Source organism: Pantoea sp. X-Soil-ISGK-285 (genome assembly GCF_059730815.1).
The window spans coordinates 435703-459136 of record NZ_AP035938.1; the positions used below are offsets into that span (position 1 = coordinate 435703).

Here is a 23434-nt window from a genome sequence, read left to right on the forward strand (position 1 = left end):
TTTTCAGGTTTAAAATGTATCACTCTGGTGCCTGGCGACAGGCCGATAAATGTGAACTGACTCACTGTAGTGCAGGCGTCAGATCTCTGCACCATGCTGGTGACAGGGTGTTAAGCAGCATTAAATGCTGTTCAGCACCCATGATGCATAGCATGTATCTGTTTTTCTTATGTCCGGTTATTTGAATGAAACCGCGGTTGGTTATAAGAAAAATTAATCAGCATGGGCATGCTTAAAACAGCATTAAAGATGAATGGCTATGCATATAAAAGGGTGTGCCTGTGCAACAGGACGCTGCCAGGATATTGAAAAAAGGCCGTACAGAGAAATCGGTGATTCGCTGGCGGCCTTACAGATTATTCATTTGGCACAGTCAGTCAAGGGTTTTAACCGCTTTGTCCTTAACGTCGCCGATCGGCGAGGCTGCTGCACCATAAAAGCGCATTTGATCCCTTATCTCCACGCGACGTGCTGCGACGGCAGCGGGTTAACTGCGCTATTATGAGGCTGTTTCTCTTCCAGGGAGTTGTTATGAAACAAATTCGTCTGTTGGCGCAGTACTACGTTGATTTAATGGTGAAGCTTGGACTGGTGAGGTTCTCGCTGCTGCTGGCGTCTGCGCTGGTGGTGCTGGCGATGATTGTCCAGATGGCGGTCACGATGGTACTGCGGGGCCATGTCGAGAGTATTGACGTGGTGCGTTCGGTCTTCTTCGGGCTGCTGATCACGCCCTGGGCGGTCTATTTCCTCTCGGTGGTGGTCGATCAGCTGGAGGAGTCACGGCAACGCCTGGCACGGCTGGTGGATAAGCTGGAAGAGATGCGTACCCGCGATCTGGAACTCAATCAGCAGATGAAAGAGACCATTACGCAGCTGAATCAGGAGATCAGCGATCGTAAAAAGGCGGAGCTGGCACGCGAACAGGTGATGGATAAGCTGCGTGAAGAGGTAACGCGTCGTGAGCAGGCACAGATTGAGCTGGAACAGCAATCCTCCTTCCTGCGCTCCTTCCTGGATGCCTCGCCTGACCTGGTGTTCTATCGCAACATCGATAAACAGTTCTCCGGCTGCAACCGTGCAATGGAGCTGCTGACCGGCAAAAGCGAAAAGCAGCTGATTGGCCTGACGCCGCGCGATATCTATGATGATGAAGCGGCCACTAAAGTGCTGGAAACGGACGAGAAGGTGTTCCGCCACAACGTCTCGCTGACCTATGAACAGTGGCTGCAATATCCCGACGGACGCAAAGCCTGCTTCGAGATCCGTAAAGTGCCTTACTACGACCGCGTGGGTAAGCGCAGCGGATTGATGGGCTTTGGCCGCGATATAACCGAACGTAAGCGCTATCAGGACGCGTTAGAGAACGCCAGCCGGGAGAAGACCACCTTTATCTCTACGATCAGCCACGAGCTTCGTACGCCGCTTAATGGCATTGTCGGCCTGAGCCGCATCCTGCTGGACACCGACCTCAATCAGGAACAGCTGAAATATCTCAAAACCATCCACGTCTCCGCCATCACGCTGGGCAACATCTTCAATGATGTGATTGAGGTGGACAAAATCGAGCGCCGTAAAGTACAGCTGGATAATCAGCCGCTCGACTTCACCGGTTTCCTGGCCGATTTAGAAAACCTCTCTGGCCTGCTGGCACAGCCGAAAGGGCTGAAGTTTGTGCTCGCGCCGCAACTGCCGCTGCCGCATATGATCTCGACCGATGGAACGCGTCTGCGCCAGATTCTGTGGAACCTGATTGGTAACGCCGTGAAGTTTACCCAGCAGGGCGAGATCGTGGTGCGGGTAACCTATGAGCAGGACGAGACGCTGCGCTTTGAGGTGCAGGACTCCGGCATGGGTATCCGTCAGGAGGAGCAGGATAAGATCTTCGCTATGTACTATCAGGTCAAAGATCAGCATGGCGGTAAACCGGCTACCGGTACCGGCATCGGGCTGGCGGTATCACGCCGCCTGGCGCAGGCGATGGGCGGTGATATCCGGGTGCACAGTGCGCCCGGACAGGGTTCCTGCTTCACTGTAGAGATTAAAGCGCCACGCATTGCTGAAGAGGTGGAGGATGAAGGCGTGGACGACAGCCTGCCACTGCCTGCGCTGCACGTGCTGCTGGTTGAAGATATTGAGCTCAATGTGATTGTGGCGCGCTCGGTACTGGAGAAGCTGGGCTGCAGTGTAGAGGTCGCCATGACCGGCAGCGAGGCGCTGGCGATGTTTGACCCGCTGGAGTTTGACCTGGTGCTGCTGGACATTCAGCTGCCCGATATGACCGGGCTGGATGTCTCACGTGCGATTCGCCAGCAGTACCAGGGAACGCATCTGCCCCCGCTGGTTGCTCTTACCGCCAATGTCCTCAAAGACAAAAAAGAGTACTTCGACGCGGGAATGGATGACGTGCTCAGCAAACCGCTGGCAGTGCCGGCACTCACTGCGATGATTAAAAAGTACTGGGATTATCAGGCAGAACCGGAAGAGGAGATCGCTGATGTCAGCGATGACAAAACCCGAATGCTGCTGGATGTCGCGATGCTCGAACAGTATATCGAGCTGGTTGGTCCCAGCCTGATTACCCAAAGCCTGACGATGTTTGAAAAGATGATGCCGGACTACCTTGCGGTGCTAGAGTCGAATCTGATGGCGCGCGATCAGAAAGGCATTGCTGAAGAGGGACACAAAATCAAAGGGGCGGCGGGTTCGGTCGGGCTGCAGCGTTTGCAGATGCTGGCGAAACAGATTCAGAGTCCGGAGTTACCGGCGTGGTGGGACAATGTGGGTGAATGGATTGATGAGCTGAAGCATGAATGGCGACACGATGTGCAGGTATTACGCGACTGGGTGGCAGAGCAGGATAAGTGATACCCCGGAAAAAAATGACCCCAGCCGAGGCCGGGGTGCGCGAAATACTGCGCCAACACCAGGGAAATCATTGCGGCCGCTATGATTTGAATAATTAATGCAGCCGCAGGGTATTGGTTAACACTGTCATCACCTTAGCAAATTCATCTTCTCATGCGACAAGATTCATTAAAATTTGTGATATTGAGCAGCGTTTAAATACAGAAAACATTAATTTGGCAACACAGTCAAGTAAGGAATTAATTTCTGTGCTGTGTTGCTGCTATTTTAATCAGTTTTACGCTTTTTCGTGTAGTTTTAATGCTGCCGGGCAGGGAAACTGAAGCTGAGCAGCACCAAAGTGAGCCGCCGTTAACATTTGCCTTTTGAGTGAGGCTAACGCGCTGATATTGCAAGCGCGCTGCCTGAAATGACACGAATTATCCAAAACGATTTGGAATGATAAAAAAGAATCTAAAAGTTTGTCCTTCTGTCGTTCTGCTATCAGGGTTATTACTGGAAGGAAATAGTGCCATTCTGGCAACCCGTGACGCCATTAAGCGCTGTTTATTTATCCGTTATAACGATAATTCTGATTAACCTTTGGGCTCGGCAGGATTAAGAAAATAATAACAGTTAAGCATAGTAAATGATTCATGCGGGCGCTTATTACTCATTATTAAGTGTTTATCTGGAAAGATGCTAAGCAATGGCAATGAATGGAACCGATTCCTTTTTTGCGGAAGTACTTGAACTATTTCGAACTGTTGCAGCATGTTGATGCAAAATGATTGAATAAAGTCTGGAAACAGCCTGTCAGTTTTCAGCGATAATCGTAAAAAGGCTGCTTTTTTAGCAGTGATTACATGAGTGATTGATTAACGTCTGAAACAAGTGTGGGAAGATTGCATGAACAAGCATAAAGGAAGCGTCGGACAGCGTATCAGACGTATTGTTGGTCGTATCGTACTGGTGTGGCTGGGAATATGGCTGGCGGGCATTTTACTCTTTTCGTTCTTACCCGTGCCGTTCTCAGCGGTGATGGCTGAACGACAGATCGGAGCCTGGTTACGCGGTGATTTTAGTTATGTCGCCCATTCAGACTGGGTCAGCCATGACGAGATTTCGCCCTGGATGGGGCTGGCCGTTATCGCCTCAGAAGATCAAAAGTTTCCCACCCATTGGGGCTTTGATGTGGCAGCGATTGAGTCCGTACTGGATAACAGCGATAGCCGGATGCGTGGGGCGTCCACGCTGTCTCAACAGACGGCGAAGAATCTGTTCCTCTGGGATGGTCGCAGCTGGGTGCGTAAAGGTCTGGAAGCGGGTCTGACGGTAGGAATTGAAACGGTCTGGACGAAGCGGCGTATTTTAACCGTCTATCTCAATATTGCGGAGTTCGGGCCGGGCATCTTTGGCGTTGAGGCGGCTTCTCAGCGTTACTTCCATAAGCCTGCCAGCCGGCTGACCGCAGCAGATGCCGCCTTACTGGCAGCGGTGCTGCCTAATCCGATACGTTATCGTGCTGCTGCACCCTCAGGCTATGTCAGAGAGCGGCAGCAGTGGATACTGCGTCAGATGCGCCAGCTTGGCGGGGAAGGCTTCCTGCAGCGTAATCAGCTCGATTAAGCGTTAATCTTCATCGAAACCCGCTTCAAATAACTCAATGACCGCTGCCAGCGCCGGGATCTCCTCCGGGCCGCTGGCTTCAATCTCAATGTGGCCGCCTTTTGCCGAGTCGAGCATCAGCAGCGCAATCACGCTGCTGGCTTCGGCTTCAGTGCCCGCTTCATTACGCAGTAATACTTCGGCATCAAAGCTCTGCACCAGCTCAAATAACTTCATCGCCGGACGTGCATGCATGCCCAGCTTATTTTTGATTTCTACAGTTTGTCTGACGGTCATGATTTGCGCTTTTCCAGCGTACGATGGCGTGACTGCACATTCTTACCCCGTGAACGGAAGTAATCTGCCAGCTGTTCTGCAATATAGACTGAGCGGTGTTTACCGCCGGTGCAGCCAATCGCCACGGTAAGATAGCTACGGTTATTGGTCTCCAGCATCGGCAGCCAGAGTTCAAGGTAGCTGCGCGTCTGGTAGATAAAATTATGCACTTCGGTGTGGCGATCAAGGAAGGCCGCCACAGGACGATCGAGGCCGGTCATCGGGCGCAGTTTGGGATCCCAGTGGGGGTTGGGCAGAAAGCGCACGTCAAATACATAGTCAGCGTCAATCGGAATGCCATGCTTGAAGCCAAACGACTCAAACACCATGGTCAGCTCACGTTCACGCTTGCCCAGCAGGCGGGTACGCAGCATCTCTGCCAGCTCATGCACCGACATCTCTGAGGTGTCGATGATCAGATCGGCACGTGAACGAAGTGGCTCCAGCAGATCGCTCTCTTCATCAATCGCGCTCTCCAGCGAGAGGTTTTTGCTGGAGAGGGGATGCAGACGGCGCGTATCGCTGTAACGACGAATCAGGGTGTTGCGATCGGCGTCGAGAAACAGCAGCTGAGGGGAAAATGTATCAGGCAGATTATTCAGTGCGGTTTCAAAAATTTCCGGGGATTCGGGCATATTACGCACGTCGATGCTGACCGCCGCCGAAATATTGCGCTCAGCCAGCGAGTTAGCTAACTCAGGCAGCAGCACGACCGGCAGGTTATCAACGCAGTAGAACCCCATATCTTCCAGCGCACGGAGCGCCACTGACTTCCCCGAGCCTGAACGACCGCTAACGATCATCAGCACCATGACCTTCTCTCCCGTTTTAAAACCGGCACCCGGCCGGTAAAGACGCGTTACTGATCCGACTGGACTTCCGTAATAATGGCATAGAGCTCTTCATCACTCTGCGCTGCGCGCAGACGACGGCAAACCGTTTTATCTGCCAGACGCTTTGCCACCAGTGACAGGGTGTGCAGATGTGTTTTGCACTGGTCAGCCGGGACCAGTAAGGCAAACAACAGATCGACCGGCTGGTTGTCGACGGCATCAAACGCAATCGGCTGTTCGAGGCTGATAAACACCCCAACCGCGCGCAGCGTATCCTCTTCCAGCTTGCCGTGCGGGATGGCTATCCCGTTACCAATACCGGTACTGCCCATGCGTTCGCGGGTCAGGATCGCTTCGAAAAGCGTCTGGTGCGGCAGGTTGAGCTGCTTAGCGGCCAGTTCGCTGATGATTTCCAGCGCACGTTTTTTGCTCTGGCAGTGGACGCCGCTGCGGGTGCAGTCTGGCGAAAGCACTGTGCTCAATTCCAGTGTGAGATCGTTGTTCATTATCGTTTCACTTGCGTGTTCACCAGGCCATTCACCGCCAGCGCGTATTGACGCGTGTGACAAACGGCGCCTGCTCAGATGACAAAACGGGGCGGATTATCCGCCCCATCCTGTCGGCTCTGCGCGCCAGGCGCGCGTCGCTAGCGTGAAGGTTAGTGTTTTTTCAGTTTATCTTTGTGTTTGGTCAGCTGACGGGTGAGCTTATCGATCAGTCCGTCAATGGCCGCATACATATCTTCCGCTTCGGATGTGGCGTGCAGCTCGCCACCATTCACGTGTAGTGTTGCGTCAGCCACCTGCGTGACTTTCTCAACCTTCAGGACAATATAGACCTGATTGATATGTTCAAAATAGTGTTCCAGTTTGGCAAATTTACCGTTGACGAATTCACGCAGAGGTGGAGTGATTTCAACGTGTTGCCCGGTCAGGTTCAGCTGCATAGGTCTTCCTTCTCATTTCTTTCAAACCAGTTGTTTACGCTGGTTCGATGGCGGGATGGATAAAGACTCACGATATTTGGCGACGGTACGCCGTGCCACCATGATCCCCTGATCAGATAACATGGAGGTCAGTTTACTGTCGCTCAAGGGTTTGGCTGGATTTTCCGCCGAAATTAATTTTTTCACCAGGGCACGAATCGCGGTAGAGGAGGCTTCACCGCCACCTTCGGTATTCACGTGACTGGAGAAAAAGTACTTCAGTTCAAAAATGCCACGCGGGCTGTGCAGATACTTCTGCGTGGTAACGCGGGAGATGGTCGATTCGTGCATCTCAACGGCCTGGGCGATATCCGCCAGCACCATCGGGCGCATAAATTCTTCACCCTGCTCGAAAAAGGCCTGCTGCTGCTCAACAATACAGCGCGTCACTTTCAGCAGGGTATCATTGCGGCTTTCCAGGCTCTTAATCAGCCAGCGGGCTTCCTGCAGATTACTGCGAATGAACTGGCTGTCGCTGTCGTTTCGCGTCGCGCCGCTCATTGCCGCATAGTGCTGATTGATCTTCAGGCGTGGCACGCTATCGGCATTGAGTTCAACCGTCCAGCGGCTGCCGATCTTACGCACCAGCACATCGGGAATGACATATTCTGGTTCGCCGGTGTTGATCGACTGACCCGGACGCGGGTCCAGCGACTGAATCAGCAGCATCGCCTCTTTCAGCACCTCTTCTTTGAGGCGTGTGACCCGCATCAGGCTGCGGAAGTCATGGTTTGCCAGCAGATCGAGATGTTCGCTGACGATCAGACGCGCCTCTGCCAGCATCGGCGTTTCGGGCGCATATTGTGAAAGCTGCACCAGCAGGCAGTCACGCAGATCGCGCGCGCCAACACCAATCGGGTCAAAGCGCTGGATGCGTTTCAGCACCGCTTCAACTTCATCCGCTTCGAGCTCATCATCGCCAATGCTGTCAAGGATCTCCTCAAGCGAAACGGTGAGATACCCGGTGTCATCAATAGCATCGACAATAGAGGTGGCAATGGCGCGATCGGTATCGCTGAACGGCGTCAGGCCGACCTGCCACATCAGATAATCCTGCAGCGACTGGGTTGTTTCGCCCTGATAAACCGGTAACTCATCATCCTGGTAATCGGTGCCGGTGCCGGAAGGCGTACCCGCGGTGTAGATCTCATCCCAGGTCGCATCCAGCGGCAGTTCATCAGGCATCTCTTTCTGCTCAAGCGCTTCGCGTGTATCCAGCGCCTCGGCCTCTGAAGACTCCCGTGAATCGATCTCTTCATGCAGGTCAGTCTGCTCAAGCAGCGGATTACTTTCCAGCGCAAGCTGAAGCTCCTGCTGGAGTTCAAGCGTAGAGAGTTGCAGCAGGCGAATCGCCTGTTGCAATTGCGGAGTCATTGCCAGCTGTTGGCTGAACCTGAGTTGTAAACCTTGCTTCATAGACAGGATGATCGTTCCCAGGTAAACATCGGTATTAACGACACCTTATCAGAGTCTGAACTCTTCACCCAAATAAACCCGCTTAACCTGCTCATCCGCAAGAATTTCATTCGGTGTGCCGTGTGCGATCAGGTGCCCCTGGCTGACGATATAAGCCCGCTCACAGACCGCTAACGTTTCGCGTACGTTATGGTCGGTAATCAGCACACCGAGGCCGCTGTCACGCAGATGCTCAATGATCTTCTTAATGTCGATAACGGAGATGGGGTCAACACCGGCAAAAGGTTCATCCAGCAGGATAAATTTAGGATTAGCCGCCAGCGCTCGCGCAATCTCAACACGACGTCGCTCACCACCCGAAAGTGCCTGGCCCATGCTGTCGCGCAGGTGCTCAATGTGAAACTCTTCCATCAGCTCACGGGCACGATCCTGGCGTTGCTCTTCGGTCAGATCGTCACGGATCTGCAAGACCGCCATCAGGTTATCGTAGACGCTGAGGCGACGGAAGATCGATGCCTCCTGCGGCAGATAGCCGATGCCACGACGCGCACGGGCATGCAGCGGCAGGATGCTGATATCTTCATCATCAATAATAATGCGGCCAGCGTCACGCGGCACAATGCCCACTACCATGTAAAAGGTGGTGGTTTTACCGGCACCGTTCGGGCCCAGCAGGCCGACAATCTCGCCGGATTTTACCTGCAGGCTGACATCTTCTACCACGCGACGGCCCTTATATGCCTTCGCCAGGTTTTCTGCGATTAATGTGGCCATAGCTATCAGTTACTCTTCTTTCCGCTGTTGGACGAACCTTTGTCCTGAAGTTGCGACGGCACCAGTACAGTCGTGACGCGCTTGTTCTGGCCCTGACTGAAAGCCTGCATTTTCTGCTCTTTCACCAGGTAGGTAATACGATCGCCTTTGATGTTGCTGTCCTGCTGCTCAATGAACGCATTGCCGGTCAGTTCAACGAAATCATTAGCCAGTTCATAGTGCAGTTTTGCGGCATGGCCCTGCACCGGCTTACCGCTGTCCTGCATCTGATAGAAGGTGGCGGGATTACCGTAGGCGTCAACGATGGTTTTCTTGCTGTCGCCGCCCGGACGGGTCACCACGACTTTATCTGCCGTGATTTTAATTGAGCCCTGCGTCACGATGACATTGCCGGTAAAGGTCGCGACATTGCCTTGCAAATCCAGCGCCTGATTCTGCGAGTCAATATTGACGGGCTTGTCCGAGTCACCGGTCAGAGCCAGCGCCGGAACGCTGGTTGCCAGCAGCATGCTGGCCAGTAAAAGCTTCAGGCTATTTTTGTTCATTTTGAATTTCATAAGAGGTTTTGACCTTCTCGATTAACTCGGCGTTTTTTGTCCGTAAATTGCCGCGCATTTTCATGCCGGTGGAGTTAAAACTGCGGCCATACAATGTCACCTGGTCATCAGAGGTAACGTCCTGAGTGACAAGATTAATCTGGGCGTTATCGGTTTTGATCCGCTCAAGCTGAGAATCCTGCGTCAGCGTATTCAGCTCAACATGGCCATACAGGTAAAGCATACGATCTTTGGTGAGCTTTGCTTTATCCGCGCGTAACGTCCAGGTAGGGATTTTGTTCTCATCAAAGGTGGTCATGACCGGATTGTCGAACCAGCTCAGTTCATCATCCGAGAAATAGGTCACTTTGTCAGAGACCAGTTTATATGACAGCGCGCCCTGCGGGTTATAAACCACAGTGTGTGAATCAGCACTGGTGTAGGTCGGTGACTGACTGTCCGTCCCGACTGGCGTGCCATCGTCATCCTGGTTAGTAAGATTCCAGCCGATCAAAACCAGTGCAATCAAGGTCAGAATCAGCGTTATCCAACGCCTGCTTTTACTCATACTGATTGCCCTTTGGCATCCTCAAATTTGTTCTGCGCCATTAAGATCAGGTCACATACTTCGCGAACTGCACCGCGTCCACCGGCAATCCGCGTGACATAATGCGCGCGCGGCAACAGGATCGGATGTGCATCCGCCACCGCCACGCTTAAACCCACTTTCGCCATAACCGGCCAGTCGATCAGATCGTCACCAATGTAGGCGACCTGGTCGTCGGAAAGAGACAGTTTATCCAGAAGTTCACGATAGGCCAAAAGCTTATCCGATTGTCCCTGATAAAGATGACGGATGCCGAGCGTTTTGCAGCGATCTTCCATCAGACGGGCATTGCGGCCGGTAATAATAGCCACTTCCACATCGGAGGTCAGCAAACAGCGAACGCCGTAACCGTCCCGCACGTTGAATGCCTTCAGCTCTTCGCCATTATTCCCCATGTAGATCACTCCGTCGGACATCACGCCATCGACATCGCAGATCAGCAGACGAATCCTGCTGGCGCGCGCCATAACGTCAGCGCTGACCGGGCCGTAGCAGGTTTCAATCGGGTGGGTTGCCTGTTGCATTTTCTCTTCCTGTTCAGACTACGCCAGCGCGCAGCATGTCATGCATATGTACCACACCGAGCAGATGGTCGTCATCGGCCACCAGAATCGAGGTAATGTTTTTGGTCTGCATCAGGTTCAGGGCTTCCACTGCCAGCATATTAGGCCGGACGCGGATGCCACCTGGCGTCATCACTTCCCCGATGGTGGCGCGCTGGAAATCGATGCCCATATCAAAGATGCGGCGCAGGTCACCATCGGTAAAGATACCTTCAATTTTCATCAGGTCGTCGACGATCACCGTCAGCCCCAGATTTTTGCGGGTAATCTCCAGCAGCGCATCGCGCAGCGAGGCGTCCCGTGTGACGTGCGGCAGTTCATCGCCACTGTGCATGATATCAGCCACATGCAGCAGCAGTTTACGGCCCAGCGCACCGCCAGGATGGGACAAAGCAAAGTCTTCGGCGGTGAAGCCGCGCGCTTCCAGCAGCGAAACCGCCAGCGCGTCACCCATCACCAGCGTGGCTGTGGTACTGGTGGTCGGTGCCAGACCCAGCGGGCAGGCTTCCTGCGGAACATGGACACACAGATGCACATCGGCAACCCGGCCCATCGCACTGTCAGGCCTTCCGGTCATGCAGATCAGCGTAATGTGCTGACGCTTTAAAACCGGAATCAGCGCGAGGATTTCGTTCGACTCACCGCTGTTGGAGATGGCGATGACCACATCATTTTTGCTCACCATGCCCAGATCGCCATGGCTGGCTTCGGCCGGATGAACAAAAAAAGCGGGCGTGCCGGTACTGGCAAAGGTCGCCGCCATTTTTTTGCCGATATGGCCAGACTTGCCCATGCCCATCACCACCACTTTACCCTGACAGGCGTAGATCAGGGCGCAGGCGCGGGCGAAATCGTCGTTAATATATTGATCGAGTTGTTCCAGACCTTCGCGCTCAATGCGCAGTACGGTTTTCCCCGCCTGCTGGAAATCAAATGCTGTTGGTTGCTGATATGACATAGTGAGTCTGTCCTTGTTAGCCGTCCATGAATGCCGGCTGCATCCACAGCAGCGTCACCCAGACGAAGAAACCACAGAGTAAAAATAAGCCTGCCGTACGGCCAACGCGGCGGCGACGTAGCAGGCAGAGCAGGGCAAACAGCACGCTGACTCCCAGCATCACCCAGTAATCACGGGCGAAGGCGTGATAATCGACACTGCCAGGGTGAATCAGCGCCGGCAGACCCAGCACAATGGCAATATTATAAATGTTGGCGCCGATCAGATTGCCGATCGCGATATCATCTTCGCCTTTCAGCGCACCGGCAATAACCGTTGCCAGCTCGGGCAGGCTGGTGCCCACGGCGATCAGCGTCAGGCCCATCACCAGTTCGCTGACGCCAAAATAGTCGGCAAACGCCGTGGCATTGTCGATCACCATTCGTGTCGACATCGGCAGGATAATCAGCGCGACGGCCAGCCAGAGAAAGGCCACCGTATTTCCGCTCTCTTCGCGTGGCAGCTCGGCCAGCTGCTCGCGGGTCAGGGTGTCGTTGTTATCCCGTTCTGCTTTACGCGCAATGCGAATCACCACCATCAGATAAATCGCGGCAATGGCGATCAGGCCTATTCCATCCAGTCGACTAAGCTGATTGTCAAACAGCATGAAACCGCTGAGCAGGGTAACCAGCAACATTAACGGCAGTTCACGGCGTATCAGATTAGAATGGACGCTGAGCGGGTGCATAAGCGCAGCGGCACCCAGGATGAGTAAAATATTGGTAATATTCGAGCCGAGCGCGGTGCCAACAGCAAGATCCATCTGGCCATGCTGCGCGGCGGAAAAGGAGAGGATCATCTCTGGCAGCGAGGTGCCGATGCTGACAACGGTCATGCCAATAATCAGTGGCGGGATGCCAAATGATCGACACAGTATAGAGGCGCTAAACACCAGACGATCGGCACCATATGCCAGTAAAAGCAAACCGATAATCAGCAGTGCAGAAGCTACGAACATGAAAAATCCTTGCGTAAAAACCCAGGCCGGCAATGCCTTTCCCGACCGGTTTAAGGTTCTGTTTGGCGAGACAGGCGCTGATTTTGACCGTCCGGACGGCAAAAGTAAATTTAATGACCATTTTCGCCAAATCTTAGCGGTAAGTTTCTGTAAAGCTATCGTGAATCAGGACCGAACAGGCTACCATCGTACCCCATGTTTACGCCCGATCCTTACAAGAGGTTATAATGATCCAGCAGCAATCGAATCTGGTTGAGGTTCGTGGCGTGAGTTTTTCGCGCGGAGATCGCACCATCTTCGATGACATTTCGCTGACCGTGCCAAAAGGCAAAGTGACGGCGATAATGGGGCCGTCGGGGATAGGAAAAACCACGCTGCTACGCTTGATTGGGGGGCAACTTCAGCCGACCCGCGGTGAAATCTTTTTCCGTGGTGAAAACATTCCGTCATTGTCTCGCACTAAATTGTACGAAGCGCGCAAAAAAATGAGCATGCTGTTCCAGTCTGGCGCGCTGTTTACTGACCTGACGGTCTATGAAAATGTTGCCTGGCCGCTGCGTGAACATACCCGTCTGCCTCCTCCGCTGCTGCACAGCACAGTGCTGATGAAGCTGGAAGCGGTGGGTCTGCGTGGCGCGGCCCAGCTGAAGCCCGCGGAGCTGTCGGGCGGAATGGCGCGTCGTGTGGCACTGGCGCGCGCTATCGCGCTGGAGCCGGAACTGATCATGTTTGATGAGCCTTTCGTCGGTCAGGATCCGATCACGATGGGCGTGCTGGTAAAACTCATTGATGAACTGAACCATGCTCTGGGCCTGACCTGTATTGTGGTCTCGCACGACGTACCGGAAGTACTGAGTATTGCGGACTATGCCTATATCGTGGCCGGACAAAAAATTATCGCACACGGCACCACGCCGGAGTTGCGAGCGAACAATGACCCGCGCGTTCGCCAGTTTATTGATGGCGATGCGGATGGTCCGGTTCCCTTCCGTTTTCCTGCCGGCGACTATCTCGCTGATTTAACCGGCTCAGGGAGTAACTAAACTGATGGTGTTGAAGGCGCTGGCGACATTTGGACGTCAGGGAATTGAAACGTGCGCCAGTTTTGGACGCGCAGGACTCATGCTCTTTCATGCGCTGGTGGGCAAGCCAGCGTTCCGCAGACACACGCCGCTACTGATTAAACAACTTTATAGCGTCGGCGTGCTGTCGCTGCTGATCATCGTGGTTTCCGGTCTGTTTATCGGCATGGTGCTTGGCCTTCAGGGTTATCTGGTCTTAAACACCTATGGCGCGGAAACCAGCCTCGGTATGCTGGTGGCGCTGTCATTGCTGCGCGAACTGGGGCCGGTTGTGACCGCGCTGCTGTTCGCCGGACGGGCAGGGTCTGCGCTGACCGCCGAAATCGGCCTGATGAAGGCCACCGAACAGCTCTCCAGTATGGAGATGATGGCGGTTGACCCGTTGCGCCGGGTGGTCTCGCCGCGCTTCTGGGCCGGTTTTATCAGTATGCCGTTACTGACGCTGATTTTTACCGCGGTAGGGATTGCCGGTGGTGCGCTGGTCGGGGTGAGCTGGAAAGGGATTGATCCCGGTTTCTTCTGGTCGGCGATGCAGAATGCCGTCGATTTTCGTGCCGATGTGGTTAACTGCCTGATTAAAAGTGCGGTATTTGCCATTACCGTGACGTGGATTGCGCTGTTTAACGGCTATGATGCGATTCCAACCTCTGAAGGGATCAGTCGCGCGACGACGCGCACTGTGGTGCACGCGTCACTGGCGGTGCTCGGATTGGATTTTGTGCTGACAGCACTGATGTTTGGGAATTGATGCAATGCAAAGCAAAAAAAGCGAAATCTGGGTTGGCATATTTATGATTATGGCGTTGCTGGCGGCGCTGTTTCTCGCGCTGCGCGTCGCCGATTTAAAGTCAATGGGCACCGAGCCGACGTGGAAGCTCTACGCCACCTTTGACAATATTGGTGGTCTCAAAGCCAGTTCACCGGTCAAGATTGGTGGGGTGGTGATTGGCCGGGTGACCGATATTGAGTTAGAGCCGAAAACGCTGCTGCCGCGTGTCACCATGGACATCAGCGATCAGTATGCGAATAAAATTTCAGACACCAGCTCGCTGGCGGTTCGCACTCAGGGACTGCTGGGTGAGCAATTCCTGGCACTCAACTTAGGTTTTGACGATCCTGAACTGGGTTCAGCGATGCTGAAAGATGGCGATACGCTGCGCGATACGAAATCCGCCATGGTGCTCGAAGACCTGATCGGTCAGTTCCTTTATAAGAGCGGCGATAATAAACAAAACAGTGAAAACAAGGATGCGCAGGAAGGCGACAGTGCTGCGCCTGCGGCACCGGCTCAACCTTAAAGAAGAGGGTATACCATGTTTAAACGTTTACTGATGATTGCCATGCTGGTGGTTGCGGTACCGCTGACGGCAACCGCAGCCGATCAGAGCAACCCCTACAAACTGATGAATGAAGCGGCGCAAAAGACGTTCACCCGTCTGAAAAACGAGCAGCCGAAAATCAAGCAGGACCCTAACTACCTGCGTCAGATTGTGCGTCAGGAGCTGCTGCCCTATGTGCAGATCAAATATGCGGGCGCGTTAGTGCTGGGCCGCTACTATCGTGATTCGACGCCCGCTCAGCGTGAAGCCTACTTCAGCGCCTTTGGTGACTATCTGGCGCAGGCTTATGGTCAGGCACTGGCACTGTACAACGGACAGAGCTACCAGATTCAGCCTGAGCAGCCGTTAGGCGATGCCCAGATTGTCGCTATTCGCGTTTCCATTATCGATCCAAATGGCCGTCCACCGGTTCGCCTCGACTTCCAGTGGCGTAAAAACAGCCAGAGCGGTAACTGGCAGGCGTATGACATGATCGCTGAAGGCGTCAGCATGATCACCACCAAACAAAATGAGTGGAGCGATCTGTTACGTACCAAAGGTATCGATGGTCTGACGGCGCAGCTGAAATCTTCTGCGGCACAGCCAATCACGCTGGATAAACAACAATAATGCACGAATCGTTACGCTGGGAGCGGGAAGCCAGCACGCTATTACTGAAAGGCGAACTGGATCGCGACACGCTGATGAGCCTGTGGCAGCAACGTGAAACGCTGATTAAAGATGTCGATACCATCGACGTCGCGGCGCTGGAGCGTGTGGACTCTTCCGGGCTTGCCCTGCTGGTGCATCTGCGGGAAATCGCGCGGGCACAGGGTATTACCCCTCGCTTTACGGGCATCAGCGACAAACTGCATTCGCTGATAACGCTTTACAATCTGCAACAGATTATTGTTTCTGCGGATAAAAGCGCCTGATATCCGGTTGTTATGCTAAGCCCCTGTTTTCAACAGGGGCTTTTGCGTATTTAAGAGTCAGCCGCTTTCCTCTACTATGTCAGCCTTATTATTATTAAGTGAAGTTAAGCCCAATGGAAAACAGTGAAATTCAGGCCGTGCTGATGGCAGCATTGCCTTTAGACGAAGTGCATGTGATGAGCAATGATGGCAGCCATTTTCAGGTGATCGCCGTAGGCGAACTGTTTGGCGAACTGAGCCGCGTGAAAAAGCAGCAGGCTGTCTACGCGCCGCTGATGGAATTTATCGCGGATAACCGCATTCATGCTGTCTCTATCAAAACCTATACTCCCGCTGAATGGGCGCGTGACCGTAAACTCAACGGTTTCTGATCCCCAGCGGGGTGAACTCGTCGCTGGCGAGTCCAATCTTTAGCTAGTTAATTGAGAGCCGTGTTAATGGACAAATTTCGTGTGCAAGGCCCCACCCGCTTAAGTGGTGAAGTAACCATTTCCGGGGCAAAGAACGCCGCGCTTCCTATTCTGTTTGCTGCGCTGCTGGCTGAAGAGCCGGTCGAGATCCAGAATGTGCCAAAGCTGCGCGACATTGATACCACCATGAAGCTGCTGAGCCAGCTGGGTGCGAAGGTGGAACGCAACGGTTCTGTGCATGTCGATGCCAGCGCGGTAGATGTATTTTGTGCGCCTTACGATCTGGTCAAAACTATGCGTGCCTCAATCTGGGCGCTGGGCCCGCTGGTGGCGCGTTTTGGTCAGGGTCAGGTTTCCCTGCCGGGTGGCTGCGCTATCGGCGCGCGTCCGGTTGATCTGCACATCACCGGTCTTGAACAGCTGGGTGCCGAGATCAAGCTGGAAGAGGGCTACGTGAAAGCGTCAGTCAATGGCCGCCTGAAGGGCGCACTGATTGTCATGGACAAAATCAGCGTTGGCGCGACCGTAACCATCATGAGTGCTGCGACACTGGCGACCGGTACCACCGTGATTGAGAATGCGGCGCGAGAGCCGGAAATTGTCGATACCGCCAACTTCCTTAACACCCTGGGCGCCAGAATCAGTGGTGCAGGCAGCGATAAAATCACCATCGAAGGCGTAGAGCGTCTGGGTGGCGGTGTTTATCGTGTCCTGCCGGATCGTATCGAAACCGGTACCTTCCTGGTGGCTGCCGCCATTTCGGGTGGCAAAGTGATGTGTCACAAAACCCAGCCGGATACGCTGGATGCTGTGCTGGCCAAGCTGCGTGATGCGGGTGCCGATATCGAAACCGGCGAAGACTGGATCAGTCTGGATATGCACGGCAAGCGGCCAAAAGCGGTCAACGTGCGCACTGCACCGCATCCAGGTTTCCCGACCGATATGCAGGCGCAGTTCACACTGTTAAACATGGTTGCGGAAGGCACGGGCGTGATTACCGAAACCATCTTCGAAAACCGTTTCATGCATATCCCGGAACTGATTCGTATGGGCGGACATGCTGAGATTGAGAGCAACACGGCGATCTGTCATGGGGTTGAAACCCTGTCAGGTGCGCAGGTGATGGCGACCGATTTGCGTGCGTCTGCCAGCCTGGTTCTGGCTGGTTGTATTGCGGAAGGAACGACGTTCGTTGATCGCATTTATCACATCGATCGTGGCTATGAGCACATCGAAGATAAGCTGAAAGCCATGGGCGCAAACATCGAGCGCGTCAGCGAAGAGTAATCCCGCAGATGCTCTGAAAGAGCCAGCCCCCTTTGGGGGCTGGTTTTTTTTCGCCTGAGGATCGCCTGAGTTTTCAGGCGGTATCGGAATGATCGACAGGCGCCCGGATACGTTTTCTGCGATCCAGCAGGCAGTGGGTCTCGGGATCGTAATAGCGGCTAGGCCAGATCTCACAAGGATGAACCTTGATCGCGTCAGCGATCAACCATTCGCCCTTGGGCCATGGACGCGTGAGCGCATTAGCCAGCGTTGATGAACTGAGACCTGCTGCGCGTGATAGCGCCGCGAGTGTCATTCCACGCTTATGCAGCGCCGCGATAATGTCAGCCGGGTGCCAGTCTTCCATCCTTTTTTGCATATCCTGTTCTCCTTTTCCCTGTCATTGCGTCGTCCCGCAGGACGTGAGCTTTCCTTTTTACCGTTATCTGGAAAGATTGAGGTTTTTATAGCAAATAGTTCCCATTAGTTTCCAGTAATATTTGGATCCAGCATCTGATCTGTGGGGTGGCATGCAAAAGGAGTGCAACAGCTAAGAGGTAACAAAAAGAAGTGAGAGCAGGGATGTAAAAACGGAGCCTGTCAGGCTCCGTGAGGGATCAGAAATCGCGCTGAACTGACATGTGCGCCAGCGACTCCAGCGCACTGCGCCACGGCGATTCGGGCAGAATACGCAAGGCTTCAATGGCTTTATCCGCTTCCTGTTCGGCGCGGCTGCGCGTCCATTCGAGTGAACCACACTGATTCATCGCTTCCAGTACCGGTTCCAGCAGATGGCGGCCATTTCCCTGCTCAATGGCTTCACGGATCATCTTCGCCTGCTCAGGTGAGCCGTGCTGCATAGCATGCAGCAGTGGCAGCGTGGGTTTGCCTTCACTCAGATCATCGCCGGTATTTTTGCCCAGCGTCTCGCCGTCAGCACTGTAATCCAGTAAGTCGTCAATTAACTGGAAAGCGGTGCCCAGATAGCGCCCATAATCCTGTAGCGCTTTTTCCTCTTCAGGTGTGGCTTCAGCCAGTATCGCCGAGGCCTGCGAGGCCGCTTCAAACAGACGCGCGGTCTTGCTGTAAATCACGCGCATGTAACTCTCTTCGGTGATGTCGGGATCGTTGACGTTCATCAGCTGCAGGACTTCGCCCTCAGCAATCACGTTTACCGCTTCTGACATCAGCGCCAGGATACGCAGCGAACCCATGCTGGTCATCATCTGGAAGGCGCGGGTGTAAATAAAATCACCGACCAGCACGCTTGCCGCATTGCCAAACGCCGCGTTCGCGGTCGCTTTGCCACGACGCATATCGGATTCATCCACGACATCGTCATGCAGCAGCGTGGCGGTGTGGATAAATTCGATCAGCGCCGCATTGGTCACGTGCAGATCGCCCTTGTAGCCCATGGCACGTGCGGATAGCACGGCAATCATGGGACGGATACGCTTGCCCCCACCACTGATGATGTAGTAGCCCAACTGGTTGATGAGCGAGACATCTGAATTCAGCTGGTCGAGGATGGTCTGGTTAACGGCAGCCATATCCTGTGCGGTTAATTCATTAATCTGTTCTAAGTTCATTCGTCTTTTCAGCTATGACTCGTTATCTCTGCCATGGTAAGTGCTTTTACCCAGCCAGCGTTCAGGTAATCTGTTACTGATTGTACTTGAATTTTCTGCCTGAGAAACGGTTGCATTCAGCCTGTGTTTTTTTTCTGCAAGAGTGTGCAAAGTGCTCTTGTCTTCTTCTGGAGTTTTGCGTAGAATTCGCGCCCTATTGTGAATATTTAGCGCGCCGCCTGATGAACTAAAAGGCAAGCGCAGAAGCGGAGTTTTATATGTACGCGGTTTTCCAAAGTGGTGGTAAACAACACCGAGTAAGCGAAGGTCAGACCGTTCGCCTGGAAAAGCTGGACATCGCAACCGGTGAAACGATTGAGTTTGACCAGGTTCTGATGATTGCTAATGGCGAAGACGTGAAAATCGGCGCGCCACTGGTTTCAGGCGGAATGATCAAGGCAGAAGTTGTTGCTCACGGTCGTGGCGAGAAAATTAAGATCGTTAAGTTTCGTCGTCGTAAGCACTACCGTAAGCAAGCAGGCCATCGCCAGTGGTTCACTGATGTGAAAATCACTGGTATCACGGCATAAGAGGAGATCTGACAAATGGCACATAAAAAGGCTGGTGGTTCGACTCGAAATGGTCGTGACTCCAATGCAAAACGTCTGGGTGTAAAACGTTTCGGTGGCGAATCTGTTCTGGCAGGTAGCATCATCGTTCGTCAGCGTGGCACCAAATTCCACGCCGGTACCAATGTAGGTTGTGGTCGTGACCACACCCTGTTTGCTACCGCAGACGGTAAAGTACAGTTCGAAGTTAAAGGTCCGAACAACCGTAAATACATCAGCATCGTTGCTGAGTAAGGTTGTCGTGACGCAGACGTTTGACGTCTGAACGCACGAATTGAAGGCCCCGCAGCTCCTGCGGGGCTTTTTACATTCTGCGGTCTGTTGCGGTAAAAGCGACGCATCACAAAAGTTTGCTGTACACTTTATGTACGCACTGGCGAAAGCCAATCCTGATTTATCCGCCGCTGGTCAGCGCAGAAGACCCTGGCGGACCCGTCTGCAGAGTGCTGCAGGCGATTGTGTGACGGAGATAGAAAATGAAGTTTGTAGATGAAGCGACAATTTTGGTCGTCGCCGGTGATGGCGGTAATGGTTGCGTAAGCTTCCGCCGCGAAAAATATATCCCGAGAGGCGGCCCTGATGGGGGTGATGGCGGTGACGGCGGTGACGTTTATCTGATCGCTGATGAAAACCTCAACACCCTTATCGATTATCGTTTCGAAAAATCTTTCCGCGCCGAGCGTGGGCAGAACGGCCAGAGCCGCGACTGTACTGGCAAACGCGGTAAAGATATCGAAGTTAAAGTGCCGGTCGGCACCCGGGTTATCGATCAGGGTACCGGCGAGACACTGGGCGACATGACGCGTCACGGCCAGAAACTGATGGTCGGCAAAGGCGGCTGGCATGGCCTGGGTAACACCCGCTTTAAATCATCTGTAAACCGCAGTCCGCGCCAGAAAACCATGGGTACCCCAGGTGAAAAGCGCGATCTGCAGCTGGAGCTGATGCTGCTGGCAGATGTCGGGATGCTGGGCTTACCGAATGCCGGTAAATCGACCTTTATCCGTGCCGTATCGGCAGCGAAGCCAAAAGTGGCGGACTATCCGTTTACCACGCTGGTGCCAAGCCTGGGCGTGGTTCGTATGGACAGCGAGCAGAGCTTCGTCGTGGCCGATATCCCTGGCCTGATTGAAGGCGCAGCCGATGGCGCAGGCCTGGGCATTCGCTTCCTGAAGCACCTTGAGCGCTGCCGCGTGTTGCTGCACCTGATCGACATCGACCCCATCGATGAAAGCGATCCGGTTGAAAATGCCCGCATCATTCTCGGCGAGCTGGAAAAGTACAGCGAGAAGCTGTTTAACAAGCCACGCTGGCTGGTCTTCAACAAAATTGATCTGATCAGTGAAGAAGAGGCGCAGTCACGGGCTAAAGCGGTGGCTGAAGCGCTGGGCTGGGAAGATAAGTATTACCTGATTTCTGCCGCAAGCCGTACCGGTGTCAACGAACTCTGCTGGGACGTGATGAGCTTCATCAACGCTAACCCGAAAGAAGCGGAGCTTGAAGAGAAGCAGCCGGAGAAAGTGGAGTTCATGTGGGACGATTACCACAAAGAAACCATTGAAAACACGGTTGAAGTGGAAGATGAAGAGTGGGATGACGACTGGGATGATGAAGACGACGAAGGCGTTGAAATTATCTATCAGCGTTAACCGATCGCCTGCTACAGCGTGATATGCAATGCCCCCTTTCAGGCCTGAAAGGGGGCATTGTTCTTTCTGCAGCTAGCTCATCACCGCTACACTCAGTCGCGCACTGCAGCACAGCTGATCCCGACCGTTCCGAATCTCAATCTGCCAGCTCTGACTGCGTTTACCCAGATGCAGTGGACGGCAAATTCCCCGCACCAGACCGGCAGAAACCGCACGATGATGGCTGGCATTCACTTCTACGCCAACCACGCTGCTGCCTTCCTCAACCGCCAGATATCCGGCAATTGAGCCCATCGACTCCGCCAGCACCACGGACGCACCGCCATGCAGCAGCCCGAACGGCTGTTGCGTACGGGCATCGACCGGCATCGTCGCTTCCAGATAATCATCACCTATCAGGGTAAAAACGATACCCAGATGGGCCACCAGAGAGTTCTCACCCAGCGCATTCAAGGCGGGAAGATCAATGGATCGCTTCCAGATCGCTGTCATCATCAGGCTCCCAGGGTTGCGCCACCATCAACCACAATATCCTGCAGCGTCACATGGCTGGCAAGATCCGACGCGAGAAACAATACGGTGGCTGCAATTTCCTGCGGCTGCGCGATCTTGCCCAGCGGGATACCCAGCTTGAACTGATCCGGGAAGCCGGCAATCATCTCCTGCTCACCCGTCGGTGTGTGCCACAGGCTGCGCTGCATATCGGTGTCGGTGGAACCGGGTGAAACGATGTTGCAACGGACGCCATAGGGCGCCATCTCCAGACCCACGGTCTGACAGAGACTGCGCAGCGCCGCTTTTGAAGCGCCATAAGCGGACATGCCAATACGCGGGGCATGAGCCGAATTAGACGCGACGGTGACGATGGCACCGGCGCGCTGTTCGCGAAAGCGTGGCAATGTCTGCTGGAACAGATTAAACGCGCCGCCCGCATTGACGTTAAGACACGCCTGCCAGTCGGCAAACGACAGCTCATCGGTGGCACCAATCCGTAAGATACCGGCTGCGTTGACCAGCACATCAATGCGCGGTTGCACGGCCAATACGCGCTGGCAGATCGTTTTGACCTGAGCCGGATCGGCTACATCCATCGTGTGGCAGGGAAACGGGTAATCATGGCCCTTAAAACGTTGATCAAAGGCCTCGACCTGTGCGCCAGCCTGATGAAAGGCTAACGCAGTATGATAGCCGATGCCCTGGCCAGCACCGGTTACCCAGACGATTTTACCGCTGAAGTCGAATGTGTGGCTCATTTCGCCGGCTCCCGCGTCAGCAGCGCCCACCAGCCATCAATGCTCGGATTTTTCGCCAGGCTGACGAAATCGATATCACGATGTACCTGACGCCAGCGTGCCGCCAGCGCCATCACGCGTACTGAGTCCAGACCGTAATCAATCAGGTTTTCATCATCTTCCGGCACCTCATCATCTTCCAGCAGCGGCAGGATCAACGCGCGCAAATCATCTTTGCTGAGTGGCACAGGCATCAGATCGGCGGTCATCACCACTTTTCCGCTACGGCCCGCGGTGTAGGTCAGCGCCATCATATGTTCCTCACGGCTGAAGTCAGCCAGCGCATCGGCCACCATAAACGGCTGAATATTGCGCATAAACGCATCGGTGGCGGTGGTCAGGCAGCCAATATGGGCATAGACGCCGGTGATAATCAGCTGATCGCGGCCCATCTCCTGCAGGATCGACTCCAGCGGCGAGCGGTGAAATGCACTGTAGCGCCATTTGGTCAGGACCTGATCGTCCTCATCCGGTGCCAGCGCATCCACGATCTTCTGCTGATCGGGATGTTTATTCAGGCCCGGTCCCCACATGTCGTTGAGCAGCGCACGATCTTCATCGCTCTGCGCGTTTGGCTGAGCGGTGTAAAACACCGGAATACCCTGCGCTTTGCAGTAGCGACGCAGGCGGGCAATATTGTCGACTACCTGCTCAACCAGCGGGCTATTTTCGCCCCAGAAGTTGAGAAAATAGCGCTGCATATCGTGGATCAGCAGGGCGGCACGGTCCGGCTCCAGCATCCATTTCACTTTGTTGTTGGGCAACTCGGTGGCGGCTGGCAGCGGATAAGAGGTCAGTTGTGGAATAGCCATTGAAAATCTCCGGAC

29 protein-coding genes are annotated in these 23434 nt (G+C 54.0%); 13 read left to right on the forward strand and 16 right to left on the reverse strand.

The window, feature by feature from the left end; genetic code table 11:
* Nucleotides 1–531 precede the first annotated feature (531 nt).
* Together arcB and mtgA are read left to right on the forward strand one after the other, a co-directional pair.
* Nucleotides 532–2865 (forward strand): aerobic respiration two-component sensor histidine kinase ArcB, encoded by a 2334-nt coding sequence (gene arcB / locus AC6I8B_RS01940; RefSeq protein ID WP_010251930.1) that lies wholly within the window; start codon nt 532–534, stop codon nt 2863–2865.
* Nucleotides 2866–3753: 888 nt separating this feature from the next.
* Nucleotides 3754–4473, forward strand: a complete 720-nt coding sequence (gene mtgA, locus AC6I8B_RS01945; protein ID WP_157353486.1) for a monofunctional biosynthetic peptidoglycan transglycosylase — start codon at nt 3754–3756, stop codon at nt 4471–4473.
* Nucleotides 4474–4476: 3 nt separating this feature from the next.
* Here mtgA and npr read toward each other — a convergent pair whose 3' ends face one another.
* The 11 genes from npr to AC6I8B_RS02000 form a co-directional block, all read right to left on the reverse strand.
* Nucleotides 4477–4749, reverse strand: a complete 273-nt coding sequence (gene npr / locus AC6I8B_RS01950) for a PTS phosphocarrier protein NPr (protein ID WP_010251923.1) — start codon at nt 4747–4749, stop codon at nt 4477–4479.
* A complete protein-coding gene (rapZ, locus tag AC6I8B_RS01955; RefSeq protein WP_010251920.1) occupies nt 4746–5600 on the reverse strand; it encodes an RNase adapter RapZ in 855 nt (284 codons plus the stop codon). Before rapZ ends, npr begins: the two co-directional genes overlap by 4 nt.
* Before the next feature lie 47 nt (nt 5601–5647).
* On the reverse strand, nt 5648–6127 hold the full coding sequence (ptsN, locus tag AC6I8B_RS01960; protein ID WP_033787513.1) for a PTS IIA-like nitrogen regulatory protein PtsN: 480 nt from the start codon (nt 6125–6127) through the stop codon (nt 5648–5650).
* Nucleotides 6128–6279: 152 nt separating this feature from the next.
* Entirely contained in the window at nt 6280–6567 is a 288-nt protein-coding gene (hpf, locus tag AC6I8B_RS01965) for a ribosome hibernation promoting factor (RefSeq protein WP_010251913.1), read from the reverse strand.
* Nucleotides 6568–6588: 21 nt separating this feature from the next.
* Nucleotides 6589–8022, reverse strand: coding sequence for an RNA polymerase factor sigma-54 (gene rpoN, locus AC6I8B_RS01970; RefSeq protein WP_010251911.1), 1434 nt, complete (start codon nt 8020–8022; stop codon nt 6589–6591).
* A 48-nt stretch (nt 8023–8070) separates the two neighbouring features.
* Entirely contained in the window at nt 8071–8796 is a 726-nt protein-coding gene (lptB, locus tag AC6I8B_RS01975) for an LPS export ABC transporter ATP-binding protein (RefSeq protein WP_003851107.1), read from the reverse strand.
* A gap of 5 nt (nt 8797–8801) precedes the next feature.
* Nucleotides 8802–9353: a lipopolysaccharide ABC transporter substrate-binding protein LptA gene (gene lptA, locus AC6I8B_RS01980; RefSeq protein ID WP_010672013.1), complete on the reverse strand. Its 552-nt coding sequence runs from the start codon at nt 9351–9353 to the stop codon at nt 8802–8804.
* On the reverse strand, nt 9328–9900 hold the full coding sequence (lptC, locus tag AC6I8B_RS01985; protein ID WP_010251907.1) for an LPS export ABC transporter periplasmic protein LptC: 573 nt from the start codon (nt 9898–9900) through the stop codon (nt 9328–9330). The genes lptA and lptC overlap by 26 nt, the downstream gene beginning before the upstream one ends.
* On the reverse strand, nt 9897–10463 hold the full coding sequence (gene kdsC / locus AC6I8B_RS01990) for a 3-deoxy-manno-octulosonate-8-phosphatase KdsC (protein ID WP_010251905.1): 567 nt from the start codon (nt 10461–10463) through the stop codon (nt 9897–9899). Before kdsC ends, lptC begins: the two co-directional genes overlap by 4 nt.
* A gap of 13 nt (nt 10464–10476) precedes the next feature.
* A complete protein-coding gene (gene kdsD, locus AC6I8B_RS01995; RefSeq protein WP_010251903.1) occupies nt 10477–11460 on the reverse strand; it encodes an arabinose-5-phosphate isomerase KdsD in 984 nt (327 codons plus the stop codon).
* A 16-nt stretch (nt 11461–11476) separates the two neighbouring features.
* Nucleotides 11477–12457 (reverse strand): calcium/sodium antiporter, encoded by a 981-nt coding sequence (locus tag AC6I8B_RS02000; RefSeq protein WP_010251901.1) that lies wholly within the window; start codon nt 12455–12457, stop codon nt 11477–11479.
* On the opposite strand from AC6I8B_RS02000, the gene AC6I8B_RS02005 reads away from it, so the two are divergent.
* The 8 genes from AC6I8B_RS02005 to murA all read left to right on the forward strand — a co-directional run bounded on the left by AC6I8B_RS02005 (nt 12456) and on the right by murA (nt 17490).
* Nucleotides 12456–12713 (forward strand): hypothetical protein, encoded by a 258-nt coding sequence (locus AC6I8B_RS02005; protein ID WP_124889623.1) that lies wholly within the window; start codon nt 12456–12458, stop codon nt 12711–12713. The two genes, AC6I8B_RS02000 and AC6I8B_RS02005, sit on opposite strands and share 2 nt — an antisense overlap.
* Nucleotides 12685–13500: a phospholipid ABC transporter ATP-binding protein MlaF gene (gene mlaF, locus AC6I8B_RS02010; protein WP_010672012.1), complete on the forward strand. Its 816-nt coding sequence runs from the start codon at nt 12685–12687 to the stop codon at nt 13498–13500. The genes AC6I8B_RS02005 and mlaF overlap by 29 nt, the downstream gene beginning before the upstream one ends.
* 4 nt (nt 13501–13504) lie before the next feature.
* Nucleotides 13505–14287, forward strand: a complete 783-nt coding sequence (gene mlaE / locus AC6I8B_RS02015; RefSeq protein ID WP_010251894.1) for a lipid asymmetry maintenance ABC transporter permease subunit MlaE — start codon at nt 13505–13507, stop codon at nt 14285–14287.
* Nucleotides 14288–14291: 4 nt separating this feature from the next.
* On the forward strand, nt 14292–14837 hold the full coding sequence (mlaD, locus tag AC6I8B_RS02020) for an outer membrane lipid asymmetry maintenance protein MlaD (RefSeq protein ID WP_010251890.1): 546 nt from the start codon (nt 14292–14294) through the stop codon (nt 14835–14837).
* Nucleotides 14838–14852: 15 nt separating this feature from the next.
* Nucleotides 14853–15488: a phospholipid-binding protein MlaC gene (mlaC, locus tag AC6I8B_RS02025; RefSeq protein ID WP_010251887.1), complete on the forward strand. Its 636-nt coding sequence runs from the start codon at nt 14853–14855 to the stop codon at nt 15486–15488.
* Nucleotides 15488–15793, forward strand: coding sequence for a lipid asymmetry maintenance protein MlaB (mlaB, locus tag AC6I8B_RS02030; protein ID WP_010251883.1), 306 nt, complete (start codon nt 15488–15490; stop codon nt 15791–15793). The genes mlaC and mlaB overlap by 1 nt, the downstream gene beginning before the upstream one ends.
* A gap of 113 nt (nt 15794–15906) precedes the next feature.
* Entirely contained in the window at nt 15907–16164 is a 258-nt protein-coding gene (gene ibaG, locus AC6I8B_RS02035) for a BolA family iron metabolism protein IbaG (protein ID WP_010251880.1), read from the forward strand.
* A 66-nt stretch (nt 16165–16230) separates the two neighbouring features.
* Nucleotides 16231–17490: a UDP-N-acetylglucosamine 1-carboxyvinyltransferase gene (gene murA, locus AC6I8B_RS02040; RefSeq protein ID WP_010251868.1), complete on the forward strand. Its 1260-nt coding sequence runs from the start codon at nt 16231–16233 to the stop codon at nt 17488–17490.
* Between the two features lie 73 nt (nt 17491–17563).
* Here murA and AC6I8B_RS02045 read toward each other — a convergent pair whose 3' ends face one another.
* Both AC6I8B_RS02045 and ispB read right to left on the reverse strand, forming a co-directional pair.
* Nucleotides 17564–17848, reverse strand: a complete 285-nt coding sequence (locus tag AC6I8B_RS02045) for a helix-turn-helix domain-containing protein (RefSeq protein WP_022625265.1) — start codon at nt 17846–17848, stop codon at nt 17564–17566.
* Nucleotides 17849–18086: 238 nt separating this feature from the next.
* Complete coding sequence (gene ispB / locus AC6I8B_RS02050) at nt 18087–19058, reverse strand: octaprenyl diphosphate synthase (protein ID WP_008925415.1); 972 nt, start codon at nt 19056–19058, stop codon at nt 18087–18089.
* A 257-nt stretch (nt 19059–19315) separates the two neighbouring features.
* Here ispB and rplU point away from each other — a divergent pair, with 257 nt between their 5' ends.
* From rplU to cgtA, 3 genes are all read left to right on the forward strand, one after another.
* Nucleotides 19316–19627 carry a 50S ribosomal protein L21 gene (gene rplU / locus AC6I8B_RS02055; protein ID WP_008925416.1) on the forward strand — a complete coding sequence of 104 codons (312 nt, stop codon included), beginning with the start codon at nt 19316–19318 and terminating at the stop codon, nt 19625–19627.
* 15 nt (nt 19628–19642) lie between these two features.
* Nucleotides 19643–19900 (forward strand): 50S ribosomal protein L27, encoded by a 258-nt coding sequence (gene rpmA, locus AC6I8B_RS02060; protein WP_003851093.1) that lies wholly within the window; start codon nt 19643–19645, stop codon nt 19898–19900.
* 242 nt (nt 19901–20142) lie between these two features.
* On the forward strand, nt 20143–21315 hold the full coding sequence (gene cgtA, locus AC6I8B_RS02065) for an Obg family GTPase CgtA (RefSeq protein ID WP_003851092.1): 1173 nt from the start codon (nt 20143–20145) through the stop codon (nt 21313–21315).
* 72 nt (nt 21316–21387) lie between these two features.
* Here cgtA and AC6I8B_RS02070 read toward each other — a convergent pair whose 3' ends face one another.
* The 3 genes from AC6I8B_RS02070 to AC6I8B_RS02080 are packed head-to-tail and all read right to left on the reverse strand — an operon-like array spanning nt 21388 to nt 23419.
* Nucleotides 21388–21807, reverse strand: coding sequence for a hotdog fold thioesterase (locus AC6I8B_RS02070; protein ID WP_029519501.1), 420 nt, complete (start codon nt 21805–21807; stop codon nt 21388–21390).
* A 2-nt stretch (nt 21808–21809) separates the two neighbouring features.
* Nucleotides 21810–22568, reverse strand: a complete 759-nt coding sequence (gene dhbA / locus AC6I8B_RS02075; RefSeq protein WP_022625267.1) for a 2,3-dihydro-2,3-dihydroxybenzoate dehydrogenase — start codon at nt 22566–22568, stop codon at nt 21810–21812.
* On the reverse strand, nt 22565–23419 hold the full coding sequence (locus AC6I8B_RS02080) for an isochorismatase family protein (protein WP_052271178.1): 855 nt from the start codon (nt 23417–23419) through the stop codon (nt 22565–22567). Before AC6I8B_RS02080 ends, dhbA begins: the two co-directional genes overlap by 4 nt.
* Nucleotides 23420–23434: the final 15 nt, after the last annotated feature.